The sequence below is a fragment of the Micromonospora sp. CPCC 205561 genome, from assembly GCF_036906775.1.
GTDB lineage: Bacteria > Actinomycetota > Actinomycetes > Mycobacteriales > Micromonosporaceae > Micromonospora.
This window is the reverse complement of record NZ_JBAKHV010000011.1, coordinates 62,885-80,342: the sequence shown is the minus strand read 5'-3', so window position 1 is coordinate 80,342 and position 17,458 is coordinate 62,885. Positions and strand designations below refer to the sequence as shown.

The window sequence follows — 17,458 nt, the reverse complement described above, 5'->3', positions numbered from 1 at the left end:
GCGCGGCCGACAGGCTGCCCCGATGGCGGAGACCATTGCGGACAGCCCGGTCGAGTGGGTTTCCAGCCATGTGCGCCGCTACGTGGCGACCGACGGCGCCGACGGCGGGAAGTACCACGGCTACGACGCCCTGCTGATCACCACCCGGGGGCGCCGGTCGGGCACGCTGCGGCGCACCGCGCTCCTCTACGGCCGCGACGGCGACCGCTACCTGCTGGTGGCGTCCAACGGCGGGTCGGCGCGGCACCCGAACTGGTACCTCAACCTGTGCGCCGATCCCCAGGTGGAGGTGCAGGTCGGGGCCGAGACGTTCCGGGGCACGGCGCGGACCGCCACCGCCGAGGAGCGGCCCCGGCTGTGGCAGGCGATGACCGAGGTCTTCCCGACCTACGCCCGCTACCAGGAGGGCACCGACCGGGAGATCCCGGTGGTGGTGGTCGAGCGGACCTGACCGTCACCGGCCGCCCGCCTCGTCAGCCGGGTTGTCAGGCGCGGTCGGTGAGCCGGGAGACGAAGGCCCGCCAGGCGGTCGGGGTGAAGACGAGCGCGGGACCGGCCGGGTCCTTCGAATCCCGTACGCCGACGACGCCGGGCAGGTTGTCGGCCACCTCGACGCAGGTTCCACCGTTCGTCGACGAGCGGGACGACTTGCGCCACCGCGCACCGGTCAGGATGTCCATGCCTTCGCCGCCTCCTTGAGCACGTCGAATGATTGCCTCAGCGGGAGGGCTTCGCCTCGCACAGCGTCCCACGCCAGCCCCACGCGGGCAATCGCGTCAGGCTGCCCGGTGGTCTGCACCTCCAACTGATGGTCCACACAGCCCGCACGCGAGCCGTCGGGCAGGTCGGCCAGGATGAACGCTCCGGCCAGCCCTGAGTAGATGCCAGCGGACAGCGGCACGACCTGCAACTGGATATGCGGCTGTTGGGCGCAGGTCAGCAGGTGTTCGAGCTGCTCGGCCATCACGTCGGGGCCGCCGCAGGCCCGGCGGACCACCATCTCGTCGAGCACCACGAAGAGCTGAGGGCTCGGATCGCGGGCCAGCACCTCCTGCCGTTCCATCCGCGCGGCGACCCGCTGGTCCAGCTCGGCAACCGGCGTCCGCGCCGCCCGGAAGGTCGCTCGCGCGTACGCCTCGGTCTGGAGAAGTCCCGGCACGAACGCGTGCTCGTACCAACGCAGGGCGGTGGCCTCGCGTTCGATCTGTATCCACTCGCGCAGCCAGATCGGCGCGGCATCGCCCTTGACCAGCTCGTTCCAGAGCGTCGCGAAGTATCCGCCGGTTTCCAGCGCCCTGTCGACAGCGGTCAGGTAGGGCGCGGTCGGCGGCTTGGTCCCGGTCTCGATGGCGCTCACCTGGGAGTCCGAGCAGAAGACCAGCTCACCGAGCTGTGCCTGGGTCAACCCGGCGGCCGCCCGGCGCCGTCGCAGCTCACGAAGCAGGTACTCCGACGGCGAGATTCCCACGGTTTCCACGCCCCTCCACGACTCTCCGCACCGTTCGTCGCCAACCCGCATCCGCACACCACGTTCCGCGATCAGGTGGTCACTATTCCGAGACTAGGGGGCGCGCGTCCAGGGTGGAAGGAGCGCGGGACGCCCGGCCCGCGCTTCAGCCCACTGACGACGAATGGAGAGGCCTGTGCCCGTGCCGAGGCCCGCGAATGCCGTGCCGGCGACGCGTTGGGCGACGCGCCCCGCCGCCGCGACGGCCAGCACCCGCGAGGACGGGACGCCCCGGGTCAGCCCCGGCGTGTACCTGCTGACGCGCGAGGCGTCGCCGCAGTTCGCCACGCCCATCACGGTACGGGTGATCCGCGAGCGAACCGACCTGGTCACCTACCACGGCTGGACGTGGATCGAGGCGTATCGCCTCGACGCGCGCGGCGACGCGATCGAGCATCGCGAGTTGTACGTGCGGCCCGACGGCATGCGTCCCACACGGACGCCCTCGGCCACGCGCCCCACTCCGACCCGGCGCAACGCGAGCACCAGCCGGTGAGCACGCCCATCCGCGACCACGTACCGTCCCGCCCGACGTGGCGCTGCCGGGCCTGCGGAATCGCCTGGCCCTGCTCCCCGGCGAAGCTGTGGCTCCTCGCGAGGTTCCGGGGCGACATGCCGGGGCTCATGGTCCACCTCGTGACGCTGCGGGAGGAAGCCGCCGCCGACCAGTTCGCGCAGCATTACCCCGGCGCACCTTCGGCGGACCTGCACAGGCGATTCACGGACTGGGTGCCGGTCCGCTCTCAATGACGTTGGTCCGGTCGGCCTACTCGTTCTCGGCGGAGCGAATGCTGTCTGCGAGAGCCGCGAGTGAGCCGACGCCGGGCAGGTACCAGCGCGTCGTCCCTTGCACTGCCTTAGGCGGTTCCCCTGGCGCCATCTTGAGCATCTGCATTGTCAGTCCAGTCGGGGAGTACTGCTTACCATCAGCGGCCCACAGCAGCGGGCGACGGCGGTCGTTGACCCAGGTAGCCTGCCCTCGCCGCGGCTCCTCCGCGATCCACGGCAGCAAGGTCCGACGCTCGGGACCAGTCACCGGCCGGAACTCGACGGGCGATCCGTCGACGACTGCCCCCGAGTTCACAAGCACCGCAACGGCTGCCACCCTTCGCTCGCCTTCCTTCGGTGCCGGGCTGTACTCCGCCGGCATCTCTGGGCGCGGCTGGCCGCTCCGCATTGATCCGAGCGCGAGATCGACGAGCTGACGGCACTTCTGGGGATGTTTGAAGGTCACGAGAGCTGAACTGGTCGGATATTCTGCATCAAAGTGATGAATCAACCAGCCCAGTGCTGAATCGGTCAGGGCCGGCACGCGCGCGAGTACCGGCTCCCAATCGGCGTTCTGGTCGTCGAACGCTTCCTGAGCGAGACGTTGCATGACCAGATGCACGATGAGCAGGTCTCCATGCTCTGCGACCTGAGCCGCCCGGCCTTCCCTCGTCCGGTCGCCCGCCACGAGGTGCGCTAGGACGGCACGGAGAACGAGCACCGACCGCCAGACACGATAGGCGCTCGGCTGCGGGCCGAAGAGCAGGCGGTAGGTGCCGTTCGCGCCGAACTCCCACAGGAGTTCCTGGTTCTGCTTCGCCCGCATCGCGAGTTCCGCATTGCGGTTGGCGCAGGACAGACTCATCGCGGCTTCAACGATGGAACAGCCGGCGGCTGGAGCCGGATCGACGTCGCCCCGCTTGTACACGTACGTCTTGTGCAGAGACAAGGCAAAGTCGTCACGGAGACGTGCCTGGCGCTCGTCGAGCGCGGCGTAGTCTCTGGCCTTCACCTGGTTCTGCGTGTTCGTAGCCTGGGTAACCTCAGTGGCGAAGCCCTCCGGGCAGTCTTCAAGGGAAATGAGGCGAACCCATACCCGCCCGGCACTGGCCACCTCGGGTGCCTGTTTGACCGCCGCGTGAATGGCGGCAACGGTTTGCGCACCGTTGACAACGCTCGCACCAGCGAGAACGAAGTCTCCTGGGCCGCCCGCCGCGTTCGCGAACTTAGCGGTGCGGCGGACACTGTCGCAAAGCACGGTGATGCCGTTGTTGAAGTACCAGAAGTGGGCTGGCCGCTTGATCAGGGTATCCGTGATGCTTCGGTTTACCGTCGTCAGACCCAACGAGGTGCGGATGTTCTTCGCGAACAGCCGGTCGCCATGTTCCTCATACCATGAGGCGACGTCGCCCGCATGCATCGTGCCGTAGTGGGCTTTGAACGGCTCCGGGACCGACGCGCAGCCGTCGAGGCGAGCCGTAAGTCCGATCTTGGGCTCGCCGACGCCAGCCCGCACCAACTCGTGGAAGTCTGGCAGACCCATAACCTTCACGTCGGTCATCGGCTCGGTCTCTTTGCACGCCTGCTTGAAGACGAACTCCACGGCGTCAGCCAGTACCGGGCGCCCGAGCAACGCCACGACGAGCGTTATCTTGATCTCGCCCTCGCCGAACGCCCGATCGACGCGGTCCGCCAAGCCCTGGAAGCGTTTGTTGAAGCGGGCATACTCCTCCCGCAGCAACAGATCGAACCCCTGCTTGAACTTGAGCGCGCTCGCCTGATCCAGGGAAGCGTTACCGTTGTCGCTCCATTTTGCCTGCACCAGCCATACGTGCGGCACGTCCTCGCTCACCGCCACCGCGTCGATACCCCAGTCATCGAACCCGTCAATAACGGAAATCGCTGCCTCAGATGGTCCGGTTCCGACAAGGTGCTGGACGGCCATCGCGGCCAACGCTCTGGAGAGGAAGGACTGTTCGCGATGCCTCGCTGGTGCCTTATCGTCGAGGTCGCTAAGGTCGATGTGCCCTTCGAACTGGCGAACAAGCGCCTCTCGAACATGTCGCACCTGGAGGGGGTTCATCCGAGGCCTTCCTGTGCATTGTCAAACGATCAGTTCGGGCCGATGCCGCTGCTCTAGGCCGAAATTTTGTCGTCTTCGATCGTGGTTGAGGCGCCGAGGGCTTCGGCGATGGCTGCGAACTCCCTCAGCGCCGCTTGGAGGTCCTCCACGATTTCCCGCGCGATGACCTCGGGCGGCAGCAGCGCGTCCGCGCCCTCCAGGGAGGCGTCCTTGAGCCAGGTGATGTCGAGGTTCACCTTGTCCCGGGCGATCAATTCCTCGTATGTGAAGGCCCGGAACCGCTCCGTCTCGACCCGCTCAGACCGGTCCTTGCCCGGCAGGTAGCAGTCCACAAAGTCCTGAAGGTGCTCCCGGCGCAGCGGGTTCTGCTTCAGGGTGAAGTGCTGGTTGGTGCGAAAGTCGTAGACCCAGAGCTTCTCGGTCCACGGCTGCTCCCGGGCGCGCTTGCGTTCGAAGAAGAGGACGTTGGCCTTGACCCCGCCGGCGTAGAAGATGCCGGTGGGCAGGCGCAGCATCGTGTGCAGGTCGTACTGCTTGAGCAGCCGGCGGCGGATGGTCTCCCCCGCGCCCCCCTCGAAGAGCACGTTGTCCGGCAGCACGACCGCCGCCCGACCGTCGATCTCCAGCAGCGAGGCGATGTGCTGGACGAAGTTGAGTTGCTTGTTTGCGGTGGTGGCCCAGAAGTCCGACCGCTCGATCTCCCGCTCCTCTCGGGTGCCCCGGCCGTCCTCGCCGACCATCCTGACCGAGGAACTGCGGCCGAACGGCGGATTGGCCAGGACCAGGCTGACCCGGCTGTCGGGCTCCCGGCCGAGGGCGTCGCGGACGCTGATCAGCGACGGGCCGTTGGGGGTGCCGATGCCGTGCAGCAGCATGTTCATTGCCGCCAGCCGGGCGGTGCCGTCGACCAGTTCGGTGCCCGTGATCGCGCCTTTGGCCAGCCGGCGTCGCTGGTCGGGGGTGAGCGCGCTGCCGTGGTGCCGCTGAATGTGATCGAAGGCGGCAAGCAGGAAGCCACCCGTGCCGCAGGCCGGGTCGGTGATCGTGTCGTCCGGCGTCGGCAACATGCAGTCGACCATGGCGACGGTCAGCGCCCGGGGCGTGAAGTACTGCCCCGCACCCGACTTGGCGTCTTCCGCGCCCTTGGCGAGCAACTCCTCGTAGGCGTCACCCTTGACGTCAACTCCGGTGCCCGACCACGACTCCTTGTCGATCAGGTCGACTATGAGCCGCTTGAGCTTCGCCGGGTCCTGGATCTTGTTCTGCGCCTTCCGGAAGATGGTGCCGAGCGTGCCCTCCTCGCGGGCGAGCCCGGTGAGGATCTTCCGGTACTGCACTTCCAGCGCGTCGCCCTCGGCATCGAGCAGCGTCTGCCAGCTCAGTTCGCCGGGCACGATCTGCTCGGGCTTGATCGGCCGCTTGGCGCGCTCGTCGGCCATCTTCAGGAAGAGCAGAAACGTGAGCTGCTCGACGTAGTCGATGGTCGAAACGCCGTCGTCGCGCAGCACGTCGCAGTAATTCCACAGCTTCTGCACCAGCCGGCGCGAATCCACATTGCTCACAGCGGCAGTGCCTCCTGCTGGTAGTTGTCGTCAGTCACCCTGGTGGGCGGTGCCGTCAACTTCTCTGGGGTACGCCGGGTGCGCATCTTCCGCTTCGGCAATGTGGCCTCGCGCTCGGCCCGAATCCGAGTGAGCAACTCCGACGCAACCTCGTCGTTCGGGTCCTGTGGCACGAGTCGCCCCGCGAACGCCTCCGCCAACAACGACGCCCGGAGCTGGACCGCCTTCTGACCCGCAGCGCCGACCGCCCTGTCCATGCCGTCAAGCAAGGAAAGGTAGGTCTCGGCCGTTCGCACAAGGGTTTCCTGCTCAGCCCGTGGTGGAACCGGAACGGGGAACTGCCGCATCTTGCCGAGGCTGATGGAGGCCAAGTTGACGCTCTGAAGGCCGTTTACTTGAAACCAACGTCGGCCGAACCCGTTGGCGTGCCAGGCCAGCAGCTTGGGGTGCAGCACGCCGTCTCGGACGCGGGCCCGGAACACGTGATTCTGATGGATACAGTCGGGGATCTGCTCATCCCATACCCATCCGCGTCCAAGCTTATCCCGGTCCCCGCCCTCGTTGAGAAGCACATCGCCCCGCAGGAGCCGCAACTGTGCTGCCTTCTTTGCCGGCACTCTCATGCGGGTCACCTCAGAAAGATCGAGCCGCGCTCGCTGCACGTTGGCCACTCGCAGATAGGGGACCTCGACATAATCAGGGTCAGCCTGCTTCTTGGCGTCCTTGGTCACGCCACCGACGACGTCCGCTATTTCTTCCAGACGCTTCCATTGCCAGGTGACCGGGATACCGGGGAGTTCTCCGTCGACCACGCTGGCAGCCCTAGGCGGCGAGGCCGTTTCAACCAAGTTTGTGCTGACTAGCTGGCCAGTGCCTGCCAGGAACATGACCTGGTCGCGGAACCGATCAACGCGACGAGCGATCGTAGCCAAACCAATCGAGCCAACATCCCAACGAGACAAGAGGTCATCGAGGACGGCGACGATGCGGCGTTGCTCGGCGAGCGGCGGCACCGGCACAGCAATGCGGGACAATTCCTGTTCATTAATTTTTGGGAGGATTGTGCGGGTCTGATGAGCCGAGGTTTGCGCAGTAAACGATGGAGACAGCATCCAGTACAACAAATATCTATGCTCGATATACGGTTCGATCGGATACATGTCCGCACTACAAAGGCCTTCTATGGGACTCTGGATCACCTTCGCCAGATAGGGGCGAATCTTCGAATAGATCAGCTGGCCCGGAAAGAACCTATGCTTTGGGCTCGTCACTCCATCTTCGCGGATTGTCCGATACGAAAGCAGCCTGCCGGTACCCGTTTCGATATGATTGGGTGCGATATGCGGGGCGTCAAGGAAACCTGCCGGGTCCACCAGATTCGCGGCAACCCGGGCCACATCCCCAAACTCTGCCCACACCCAGGTATGCGGAACTGTGAAAAGAACGGTCACGCGGACAGCTCCTGGTTCAGCTCGTTCAACAAGGGCTCGGCACGGTGGCCGAAGGTGCCCGCGTAGCCGTCGATTCCGCCGCGTTCGGTGAACGGTGCGCCGTCCAGGTCGTCGGCGGTGACCTCCACGCTGACCGCTATCACGTCCTTGATCCTCTCCAGCCACCACACCTGATCGGCAGTGAACGTAGCGCCCGCCTGTTCCTGCCGGAGCAGCCACCCACGGAAGCGCTCCTCGACCAGGCTGCGGTAGGGACGCAGATCCTTGTCGAGCCCCAACTCATACCGGACGAGGCTGACGAGATCGGTCACTCCCCTGCTGCCCGGTGCTTGGGCGGTGCGTCCGAGCAGCACGTACGCCTTCCACAGCGACTCCGGCGTCCACGCCTGCGGTGGCCGCTCGATCCGGGTGGCGAGTTCCTTGAGCTGCTCGTAGCCGACGCGTCCCTTCCCCTCGTAGAAGACCTGCAATGCGGTGATCTCGTCGCGGTGCTGCTCCAGGTAGTCGTGCCAGCTCTTCACCGTGACCTGGGCGCGTTCCTCGGCCGGCACGCCGGCCGCCGAGATCAGCTGGTCCGGGTTCACCTCGTCGATGGTGATGTCGTGTGCCCGCCGGACTTCCAGGATCCGCTCCCGCAGCGCCGGATTGGCCGCCAGTGGACGCAGGGCGTCGGCCAGCAGGTCGCGTACGGCCTCCGGCCCGGCCTCCTTGGCCGGGTTGAGTTGCTCGGGTGCGACCGCGTCGACCAGGCCCCGCACGATGCCGGTCAGCGGCTGCTCGGCGAGGTCAGCAAGCTCCTGCCGTTCGGCGTCGGTGAGCTGCTGGTTGAGCCGGGACAGCCGGGAGGCGAGGGTGGCGACCTCGTCCGGGTTGGCGGTCAGGGTGCCTGCCTTCCGCAGCAGGTCACGCAGGGAGATCTGTCGTTCGGTGTGCCGTTGCAGAGGCACCGCCTCGTCCAGGTCGGCTTCGGTGACGCCGACCGCGTCGACGATGACGAAGCGATCCTTGACCTCCGCGTCGGGCGTGACGGCCTGGAAGTCTGCGGGGTCGATGGTGCGGGCGCCGCGCCCCTTCATCTGCTCGAAGTAGGTGGCGCTGCGTACCGGGCGGAGGAAGAAGACGCACTCCAGCGGCCGGATGTCGGTGCCGGTCGCGATCATGTCGACGGTCACGGCGATGCGCAGCTCCGGGCTGTTGCGGAAGGCCTGGATCAGCGTGTCCGGGTTGTCACCGCCTCGACGCGAGGCGTAGGTGATCTTCGTGGCGAAGTCGTTGCCGCGACCGAACACCACGCGGACCATGGTCACGATCTCCTCGGCGTGGTTGTCGTCGCACGCGAAGATCAACGTCTTGGGCACCGTCCTACGGCCCGGGAAGATCTCGTTTAGCCTGTCCCGGAACGTCTCCAGCACCAGCCTGAGCTGCCCCTTCGAGATCACCGACCGGCCCACCTGACTGCCGGCGTACGTGAAGTCGTCCTCCAACTCCTGGTAGCGCTCGGCGCGGGTGCGGCGGTCGCGCAGCGGCACGACCGTGCCGGCCTCGATCCTGTCGCCGGCCTCGGTGATTTGGGTCTTGATCCGGTAGACGTCGAAGCTGACGTTCACCCCGTCGGCGACCGCCTGCTCGTAGGTGTACTCCGCGACCAGGTTCTGCTGGAAGAACCCGAGCGTCTGCTTGACCGGGGTGGCGGTCAGGCCGACCACGAAGGCGTCGAAGTATTCAATCACCGCCCGCCACTTGCCGTAGATCGACCGGTGGCATTCGTCCACCACGATCAGGTCGAACGTCTCGGGCGGGATCCGGGGGTTGTAGCCGACCTCCGCCGGGGCGTCCAGGTCGTAGCTGTCGTAGGCCCGGTCGTCCAGGTCGACGTCGGGCAGGTCGGCCCCGCGCAGCGCGCCGTAGAGCCGTTGGATGGTCGAGATGACCACCGCCGACGAGTCGAGCATCCCGGCCCCGGAGAGCCGGTCCACGTTGTACAGATCGGTGAACTTCCGCCCGTCGTCGGGCGTCTGGTAGCCGGCGTACTCCCGCAGGGTCTGCTTGCCGAGGTTGTTGCGGTCGACCAGGAAAAGGATCCGTCCGGCACGGGCGTGCTTGAGCAGGCGGTAGCTCGCGGTCACAGCCGTGAACGTCTTGCCGGCGCCCGTCGCCATCTGGATCAGCGAGCGGGGCTGGTCCTGCGCCAGCGACCGCTCCAGCCCTTCGATGGCGTCCACCTGGGCCGGTCGCAGGCCCAGCCGGTCCAGCGCCGGCATCCGCCGCAGCCGGGCACGCAACGTCGGCGCGGCCGGATCGTCGTCCGCCTCGCGCATCCACCGCGCGAGGGTCTGCGGCCGGTGGAAGGCGAAGACCTCACGGGTACGCGGGAACGGGTCGAGCCGGTTGACGAAGGCGGTCTCCGTGCCGGTGGCGACGTACCCGAAGGGCAACGGGGCGTCTCTGCGCCACGCGGCTAGCTTCTGCTCGGCGGTGAGGCCCTTGAGGTAACGGTCGAGTTGGGCCTCCGCGCCACGAGGTGAGGTGCCCTCCCGCTTGGCCTCGATCACCCCGACCAGGCGCTGGTTGACGTACATCAGGTAGTCGGCCCGGCCGGTCGCCAGAGTCACCTCGCGGACCGCCACGCCGGTTCCCGCGTACACGTTGATCTTATTCTCGTCCTGGACCAGCCAGCCGGCCGCGACGAGCTGCCGGTCGATCTCGACGCGGGTCTGCACCTCGTTGAGCGGCTCGTGGGAGGCACGCCGCGCGCGGGCGATGAAGTCCTCCCGCTTGGCCGCCGAGACCCTGGCGACCTTGGCGTCCTCGAACTCGCGGTGGGCGACCGCCGCCGCCGGCTCCAGGGTCGTCACCAGCGCCGCGTTCTCCTCGCGGCGGGCCTCCGCGTCCCGTACGGCCCGGTCGGCAGCCGCCACCGCGTCGGCCCGCGCCTGCGCGAGCGACGCCTTGCCCTCGATCAGCAGCTTGGTGTCGGCCAACTCCTGCTTGTAGCGCTGGATCTCGGCCTGGAGTCCTTCGACGACTGTTGCCGGCACGCGCTGCCGCGGGGGCGTCGGTGGTACGAACCCGATGGGTGCGCGGTCTCCGGTCAACGCGCGGTGGAACCACAACCCCAACTCGAAGCAGGTACGCAGAAGCTCCAGCGCGGTGCGCGCCTCGTCGAGATGATCGTGTACCGCCTTGTTGCCCACGTCGCGCAGACGATCGAAAGCGGCGTAGATGTGCGGGACCAGGGTGCCGTCGGCGTTGAGCGCCTGGACCTGATGGAAGAAACTATCGCTCGCCGGTCTGGCGTTCGTGCGTCGGACCAGATCCTGGGCGAGCACATCGCCGAAAGCACGAGTCTTGAACATCGCCGCCTGGGCGTCGACGTAGACCAGGGATTCTGCTCCGGTGCCGTAGAAGACCAGCAGCGGATGGTCTTTCAGGAACCCGAAGTTGGCGGACTGCTCCGCCAATCGTCGTATCTGTCGAGGATCCACGACTCTCCACGCTCATAGCCAGCGATGAACACGTCAGGATATGGCTGCCCGGCGGTCTGTGCACACACAGGCAGGTATCGCCTATCTGACACCGTCGGGCCCACCCTGCCGGCCTGACTCGCTAGGCTCGGGGCAGGACCTGGAGAGGGGGTGCCATCGGTGGCAACGGCGCATGACGTCGCAGCGGCGGTGCTGGGTGACCTCGGGGCCATGACGGCGATGAAGCTGGAGAAGCTCGTCTACTACTGCCAGGGATGGCACCTGGCGCGGACGGGCCACCCGCTTTTTCAGGAGCCGATCGAGGCCTGGCGTGAAGGTCCTGTGGTCCCGCACCTCTACCGCCATCATCGCGGGCAACTCACCGTTACCGAGTGGCCACTCGGCGATGCGTCCCACCTGGCAACCGACCAGGTCGACACAGTCCGTTGGGTGGCCGGGGCGTACGGCCGATTCTCCGCCGCTGAGCTGTCGACGATGACTCACAACGAGCTTCCGTGGCGTGTCGCGCGTGGTGCGTTGCCCGAGTCCGCCCCCTCCGCCGAACAGGTCGACGTCGACCTCATGAGGGCGTACTACGCCCGGCAGGTGGCGAGCGTCGAGACAGCCGTGGTCCTCGCCTCTGCCAACGCCGCCCTCGAAGGAGCGGAATTCGACGAGGACTGGCAGGACAGGCTTCGAGATGTCGCGTCCGGCGTCATCAGTGCCGACGATCTGATCGCCCAGGAAATCGCCCGGATCAGCAGTGAGCAGCGCTGACCCCTACTGCTGGCCAGACAGCGACTGTCTCCGGAACAAGCTGGGCATCACCGACCCTGACCAACTCCGAGAGGTCGAGTTCCGGCTGGTGTCGGTCCGCGAGATCCAGGCAGCCCGGCTGATCATCCCGGGCAACTACGGCTTGGAGCACCTGCAAACCTTCCACCGGCATCTCTTCGCAGACCTCTACCAGTGGGCCGGCCAGAGCAGGACTGTCGACATCAGCAAGCCGGGTGCCCGTTTCTGCCACTGGCGGTACATCGACGACCAGGTGAGCGCGGTCCTCAGCCGTCTCGTGGAGGACGGCTACCTCCTCGGGCTACGTCGGGAGGTGTTTGTCGATGCCTTGGCTCACTATTACGGCGAACTCAACGTCTGCCACCCGTTCCGCGAGGGTAACGGACGCACCATCCGCGCGTTCCTGCGACAACTCGCTGCGGCAGCCGGATACCTGCTCGACTGGTCCGAGCTGGACTCGGAGACGAACGTCGAGGCGTGCCGCCTGCACCTCGTCACCGCCGACACCAGCCTGCTGGTCACCGCCCTCCGTCGCGTCGTACGCCGGCTGACCTGACTCACCTGAGGTCTGGTCCACCACGAGGAAGAGCGGCAGCCCTCCCCTGCTGAACCCATCCCGCCACGCGCAGTCAGCGCAGCACGCGGAACAGCAGCAGGAAGGCCACGTAGGCGATCGGCAGTGCCGCGAAGCAGATCAGGAAGCCGAGGTGCACGTACCGGGGCGGGGTGCCGGCGACCATGACCGGTCGTCCCCAGCGGCCGAGCACCAGGTAGCCGGCGAAGAAGGAGAGCGCGGGCAGGCCGGCGCAGATCCACGCGGCCAGGGTGAAGCCGTCGACCAGGCCGACGTCGGAGGCGAGAGCCATGATCGACATCAGGACCACGCCCGCCGCCGCGCAGCCCGCGTAGACGGCGACCGCCCGGGCCACCGGCGACCAGGCCGGCAGCAGCACCGGCCGCTGCGCGAGCAGCTCGGCCTGCTGGCCGTGCCGGTCGGACTCGTCGGCGTAGCGCCGGGCCAGCTCCAGCTCGACGTTCGGATCGACCTCCGCCGGGCGCGGGGCCGGCACCCCGGCCGCCGCCGCGCCCGGCGCCGTCGGCAGCGCCAGCCTCGACTCCCCCACCGCCACCTGGGGGTACGCCCCGAAGCCCGGCCGCCCCGGGGCGCCGGCTGCGCCGGCGTGCTCCCCCTCCCCCGGGCCGACGCCCGCGAGCGGGGCGCCACCGGCACCCGCCCCGCCGACCGACCCGGTGGACGACCCGTCGCCGGGGACGACGGGCGGACCCGCCGGCGCGCCCCAGCCCGACGCGGTGCCGTGCGGCGCGGCTTCCGGCCCGCCGGGCGGCGCGGGCGCGTTGGGCACGCTGGAGGCCGGGATGCCGATGGCCTGGCCGAGCTGGTCGAGGCGCTGCCCCTGGGCGGTGAGCCGGTGCTGGAGGTAGTCGGCGGCGGCGTGCAGGTTGCGGCGGCGCTCGGCGTCGGCGGCGGCGCCCCGCTCGCCGGCCCGCCGCCGCTCGGCGAGTTGCCGGGCCAGCGCCGCGTACTCGTCGAAGGTGGACACCGCCTCAGTCCTCCCCGTCCGGGCCGTGCCCGTCACGGGCGAACGGCACGATGAGCCGGGTGCGCTGGTCGTGCCGGTCGACCAAGAGCGCCCGGTCGGGCCGGGGCGCGTAGGCGAGATCGTGCACCCCGAGGTGCAGACCCAGCTCGGCGCCGGGCACGTTCAGCGCGACCAGGCAGGCGACGTCGTCGCGGTTGTGGGCCCCGCCGAGGTCGTCGGCGAGCCGGCGCAGCCCGCGCCACCAGCCGAGCAGGTGCACCCCCCGCCCCGGCCCCTGCCGCAGCAGGGTCAGCAGGTCGTCGTGGCCGGAGCGGAACGTCTCGGGGTCGGTGGCGGCGAGCGCGCCGCTGGCGGCGTCCATCCCGAAGACGACGACGTAGGTGCGGCCGGCCAGCGGGGCCGCCCCGCCCGCCGCGGAGCCGCCCGTCGCTGGGCTGCCCGTCGCGGGACTGCCCGTCACGGAGCCCGCCGGCCCGGCCGGGGCGGAGAGCGCGGCGGCGAGCGCGCCGACCTGCCGGCGCAGGTCGGCCACGTCGAGGCGGTCGACCCGGTGGCCGGCGGCGGCCAGGGTCGCGGCGGTGTCGTCGGAGGCCGGTTCGGCGGCCGCGACCAGCGGGGCGAGCAGGAAGCGGGCGTCGCCCGGGGCGTGCTGCCGGGCGAGGCTCAGGGTCGCCGCGCGCAGCACCTCGGCGCCGGTGGCCGAGGTGCCCACCACGGCCAGGTGCCGGCCGGGGGTGGCGTCCATCATGAACATCGCGGACGTGCCGTCGACGTCGACCGTCCGCCCGACCAGGGCCAGCGGGCGACGCCCGCCGGGGCGCAGCCCGGCGAAGGTGGGGTCGTCCTCCACGCGGGCGGCCTCATAGCCCCGGAAGACAGACGGGGGGCGCGCGCCGGCCGGCCGGTCCTGCCACAGCTCGTGGCGCAGCCCCGCCAGCTCCCGGGCGGCCGCGTGCGCATCGGGGAAGCGGACGACGGTGTCGGCGCCGACCGCGCCGGCCGCGGTGTTGAGCACGGCGGAGCCGACCGGCAGCGTCTGGGCGGCCTCGTTCAGCGGGTCGAGCACGCCGCCACCGCCGGGCAGCGCCACCCGCAGCGCGAACTGCCCGAAGATCGCCTCGGCCCGGCCGTAGAGCGCCTCGACGCCGGTCATGCTCTGGCTGGCCAGGACCAGGTGCACGCCGTACGAGCGGCCCTTGCGGGCCAGCTCCTCCAGCAGGTCGACCGACTCGCGGGCCAGCGCGTCGTTGCCGGCGAGGAGCACGTGGAACTCGTCGATCACCGCCACGATCCGGGGCACCGGGGCGTCGCGGGGCAGGTCGGCGAGCTTGGTGACGCCGTGGCGCTTGAGCGTGGTGGCCCGGCGCGACATCTCCCGGCGCAGCTCGCGCAGCACGGCGACGCCGTACTCCCGGTCGGACTCGATGCCGACCGCCCGCGCGTGCGGCAGCCACGACGGGTCGCGGGGGGTGGGGACGAACTCGGTGAAGCTCACCCCCTCCTTGAAGTCGAGCAGGTAGAGCTGGAGCTCGGCCGGCGAGTAGCGGGCGGCCAGCCCGTAGAGGACGTCGAGCAGAAAGACGGTCTTGCCGGCGCCGGTGCGCCCGCCGACGAGCCAGTGCGGGGTGGCGTCGTCGAAGGCCACGGTGACCCGGTCGCGGCCGGCCCGGCCGACCACGGTACGCAGCCCGTTGCCCGCCGACTCCGCCCACCGCCGCTCGGGCAGCAGCTCGGTGAAGCCCACCGCGTCGCCCCGCCGGGCTGCCGCGCCGAGGTGCGCGGCGAGGGCGGCGACCGACGCGGCCGGCGGATCGCCGTCGAGCAGCACGGACGCGGCCAGGCCGGTGCCGTCGTGGCTGAACGGCGCCCCGGGCGGGTCGCCGACGTGGGCGTACCGCTCGGTCAGCCGCACCGTGGTGGTGGCCCCGAGTTGCGGGGCCTCCCCGGCCCGCGCGGCGGGCGGGTGACCGGCGGCCAGCACGCAGACCGCGGCGGCCGGCCCGGCGTGGGTGAGCGCGGCGAGCCGGGCCGCCTCGCGCGGCGGCGGCGCGGACGCGGCGACGACCAGCAGCAGCTCCTGGTCGGGGTGCTCGGCGTGCCGGGCGGCGCGGGCGTGCCGCTCGGCGGCGTCGAGCAGGGCCGCCACCTCGGCCTCCCCGGTGGCCGGCGGATCGAGCACGCCGGCGTCGACGAGCGGGCGCAGCGGCCCGAAGGTCGCGCCGAGCGCGGCGGTGTCGATGCCGGCGACCCGGACCCCGCCGGGCGGGGCGGTGGCGAGCAGCCGCAGCACGAGCGCGCGCAGCAGGCCGGCCACCCGGGGGTCGCGGGCGTCCGCGTCGACGGCGAGGTGGTGGCCGCCACCCAGCGGTACGAGGACGGGGAAGGCGCCCTCGGCGGTGGCCGCCTCGCCCAGGCGGACCGGGACGGCCTCGACGGCGGCCGGGGTGGCCCCGGGGGTCGGGGCGGCGAGCGTGCCGCCGAGCTCGGCGAGTCGGGGGACGAGTTCGGCCGCGCCGGCCGGGGCGGCGGGGGCGGCGTGCCCGGCCAGCGCCCGCCGGGCGTTGTCGAGGTGCGTCCGGGCGGCCCGGTGCGCCGCGACCGCCTGCCCGTACGCCGACGCGAGCCTGCCCACTTCCCGCTCCCGTCGCCGTCGCCCCGCCTGGTCCCCAAGGACCCTAACGGACACCGGCGACACCCGGACAGTGGCGCGACGGGCGCGTCGGACCGACAGGCCGCCGTCCGGCCCGCACTGTCGGGGGCGGAGAGTCCCTTCCGGTCACTCGGGACGGGAAGGGACTCTCACACGTCGAGCCGGTCAGGTGGCGCGGGTCAGCCGGTGACGGCGTTCAGGGCCGGCAGGTAGCCGTACCGGTAGCCGTCGGCGTCCGGGTGGTACGCCTCGATGACGCCGCTGACGTCCCGGATCCACGGGTCGGCCGCGCAGACGCCGTGCCCGGCGAAGTACGGCCGGGTGTCGGCGAACGTGGCGCCGGCCGCGGCGGCCCGCCCGGAGATGACCGTGGCGAGCACGTCGGCCGCCTCGTTGAGGATGGTCCGCTTGTAGGTGCTCATGGCCAGCAGCCCGCAGGAGCCGGTCTCGAACAGCCGGGGGTAGCCGAGCACGATCAGCCGCGCGTTGGGCGCCCGGTTGCGGATGGCGGCGTAGGTGGCGTCGAGTCGGCCGGGCAGCGTGGCGGTGGCGAAGGCCTTGGACTCGTTCACCGCGTTGGTGCAGCTCGACGTGCTGCCGAAGCGGCAACTGGTGATCACGTCGGCGAAGCCGGCGTCGTTGCCGCCGATGGTGATGGTGACCATGGTGGTGCTGGTGCTCAGCGAGCCGAGCTGGTTGTTGATGACGTCGGCGGTGACCGCGCCCCCGCAGGCCGGGAACTTGAAGCTGGTCACCGCGTTGGCGGCGGCCCAGAGCGGGGCGTACGACTTCTGGCTGCGCAGGCAGGTCGACGGGTCGTACGGACCGGCGCCGACGCCCGAGGAGTAGGAGTCGCCGAGGGCCACGTAGTTGACGGCCGCGGCCGCCTGGGCGGCGCCGGGGGCGAGCACCGCGCCGAGGGCGGCGGTGCAGAGGGCGACCAGCGCGGCGAGGGCGCGGGCCAGCGGGCGGTGGGGCATGGGGGACCTCCACGGGACAGGGGGTGGTGGGCCCGGTGACCGCGCGCGTGGCCAGGACGGGTGGTTGTTACCAGGCGGTAATACTATCGAAACATTCGGATCAATGGAACGGGTGCGGATGATCCGACGCGCGTCGGCCCCGCCGGCGGCCCCGCACCGGGCGACGACACCGGGGCGGGCGGGACTCACCCGGCGCTCTTGCCTCGGGCGGCGGCGCGGCCCGATTCGCGGGCTCCGCCACTGGCTCAGCCGCGCGGCGCGGCCCACCCGGAACCGGGCAACGCCCCGCAGCGCGGGCCCGCTGACACCCGGAACCGGACGGCGCCCCGCGGCGCGGCCCACCGGCACCCGAAACCGGGCGACCCCGCGCGGGGTGAGCCCACCGGCGCGAGGAGCCGAGCCCGAGGGGCGACCGGCGATCCGTTCACGACATCAGCTCGAAAGGACCGACGCGGGCATACCGCGCAGCCACGGGCCGACCGGCCGCGGGCGCACCGGGCAGGCCCCGACCGACCGGCCGCGGGCACACCGCGCAGCACCCGGACCGACCGGCCCGCGGGCACACCGGGCAGGCCGCCGACCGGCCCGCACAGGCCAGGGCCGGCCGCCCGTGGACAGGCCGACGCGACCGGGAGC

The 17,458-nt window shown here is 70.2% G+C and carries 13 protein-coding genes; 4 read left to right on the top strand and 9 right to left on the bottom strand.

The features are described 5' to 3' along the window. The first annotated feature begins 22 nt into the window (after positions 1-22). On the top strand, positions 23-451 hold the full coding sequence (locus V6V16_RS09285) for a nitroreductase family deazaflavin-dependent oxidoreductase (RefSeq protein WP_334561422.1): 429 nt from the start codon (positions 23-25) through the stop codon (positions 449-451). Between the two features lie 34 nt (positions 452-485). Here the strand turns inward: V6V16_RS09285 and V6V16_RS09280 are convergent, their stop codons facing one another. Both V6V16_RS09280 and V6V16_RS09275 read right to left on the bottom strand, forming a co-directional pair. Further along, positions 486-680, bottom strand: a complete 195-nt coding sequence (locus V6V16_RS09280) for a DUF397 domain-containing protein (RefSeq protein WP_334561421.1) — start codon at positions 678-680, stop codon at positions 486-488. After that, entirely contained in the window at positions 668-1,519 is an 852-nt protein-coding gene (locus V6V16_RS09275; RefSeq protein WP_442934054.1) for a helix-turn-helix domain-containing protein, read from the bottom strand. The genes V6V16_RS09280 and V6V16_RS09275 overlap by 13 nt, the downstream gene beginning before the upstream one ends. 124 nt (positions 1,520-1,643) lie before the next feature. On the opposite strand from V6V16_RS09275, the gene V6V16_RS09270 reads away from it, so the two are divergent. Further along, complete coding sequence (locus V6V16_RS09270; RefSeq protein WP_334561420.1) at positions 1,644-2,003, top strand: hypothetical protein; 360 nt, start codon at positions 1,644-1,646, stop codon at positions 2,001-2,003. A 270-nt stretch (positions 2,004-2,273) separates the two neighbouring features. Here V6V16_RS09270 and V6V16_RS09265 read toward each other — a convergent pair whose 3' ends face one another. From V6V16_RS09265 to V6V16_RS09250, 4 genes are read right to left on the bottom strand one after another with little or no spacing between them, the layout of a single operon-like run. Next, positions 2,274-4,358, bottom strand: coding sequence for an AIPR family protein (locus V6V16_RS09265; protein ID WP_334561419.1), 2,085 nt, complete (start codon positions 4,356-4,358; stop codon positions 2,274-2,276). A 53-nt stretch (positions 4,359-4,411) separates the two neighbouring features. Beyond that, the gene (locus V6V16_RS09260; protein WP_334561418.1) at positions 4,412-5,920 is read right to left on the bottom strand and encodes a type I restriction-modification system subunit M; all 1,509 of its coding nucleotides are present in this window, start codon (positions 5,918-5,920) and stop codon (positions 4,412-4,414) included. Further along, positions 5,917-7,371 carry a restriction endonuclease subunit S gene (locus V6V16_RS09255; protein WP_334561416.1) on the bottom strand — a complete coding sequence of 485 codons (1,455 nt, stop codon included), beginning with the start codon at positions 7,369-7,371 and terminating at the stop codon, positions 5,917-5,919. Before V6V16_RS09255 ends, V6V16_RS09260 begins: the two co-directional genes overlap by 4 nt. Next, complete coding sequence (locus tag V6V16_RS09250; RefSeq protein ID WP_334561415.1) at positions 7,368-10,832, bottom strand: DEAD/DEAH box helicase family protein; 3,465 nt, start codon at positions 10,830-10,832, stop codon at positions 7,368-7,370. Before V6V16_RS09250 ends, V6V16_RS09255 begins: the two co-directional genes overlap by 4 nt. A gap of 183 nt (positions 10,833-11,015) precedes the next feature. On the opposite strand from V6V16_RS09250, the gene V6V16_RS09245 reads away from it, so the two are divergent. Then, complete coding sequence (locus V6V16_RS09245; protein WP_334561413.1) at positions 11,016-11,612, top strand: Panacea domain-containing protein; 597 nt, start codon at positions 11,016-11,018, stop codon at positions 11,610-11,612. Then, complete coding sequence (locus tag V6V16_RS09240; protein ID WP_334561412.1) at positions 11,599-12,186, top strand: Fic/DOC family protein; 588 nt, start codon at positions 11,599-11,601, stop codon at positions 12,184-12,186. The genes V6V16_RS09245 and V6V16_RS09240 overlap by 14 nt, the downstream gene beginning before the upstream one ends. 73 nt (positions 12,187-12,259) lie before the next feature. On the opposite strand, the gene V6V16_RS09235 is transcribed toward V6V16_RS09240, so the two are convergent. From V6V16_RS09235 to V6V16_RS09225, 3 genes are all read right to left on the bottom strand, one after another. After that, entirely contained in the window at positions 12,260-13,192 is a 933-nt protein-coding gene (locus tag V6V16_RS09235) for a hypothetical protein (protein ID WP_334561411.1), read from the bottom strand. Between the two features lie 4 nt (positions 13,193-13,196). After that, entirely contained in the window at positions 13,197-15,824 is a 2,628-nt protein-coding gene (locus V6V16_RS09230) for an FtsK/SpoIIIE domain-containing protein (protein ID WP_334561410.1), read from the bottom strand. Between the two features lie 197 nt (positions 15,825-16,021). Continuing rightward, a complete protein-coding gene (locus tag V6V16_RS09225) occupies positions 16,022-16,822 on the bottom strand; it encodes an SGNH/GDSL hydrolase family protein (protein ID WP_334561409.1) in 801 nt (266 codons plus the stop codon). Positions 16,823-17,458: the final 636 nt, after the last annotated feature.

Excerpts from the sequence above, each read along its gene's own strand:
- V6V16_RS09285 (WP_334561422.1), top strand. The coding sequence starts at position 23 with ATGGCGGAGACCATTGCGGACAGCCCGGTCGAGTGGGTTTCCAGCCAT.
- V6V16_RS09280 (WP_334561421.1), bottom strand. The coding sequence starts at position 680 with ATGGACATCCTGACCGGTGCGCGGTGGCGCAAGTCGTCCCGCTCGTCG.
- V6V16_RS09275 (WP_442934054.1), bottom strand. The coding sequence starts at position 1,519 with ATGCGGGTTGGCGACGAACGGTGCGGAGAGTCGTGGAGGGGCGTGGAA.
- V6V16_RS09265 (WP_334561419.1), bottom strand. The coding sequence starts at position 4,358 with ATGAACCCCCTCCAGGTGCGACATGTTCGAGAGGCGCTTGTTCGCCAG.
- V6V16_RS09225 (WP_334561409.1), bottom strand. The coding sequence starts at position 16,822 with ATGCCCCACCGCCCGCTGGCCCGCGCCCTCGCCGCGCTGGTCGCCCTC.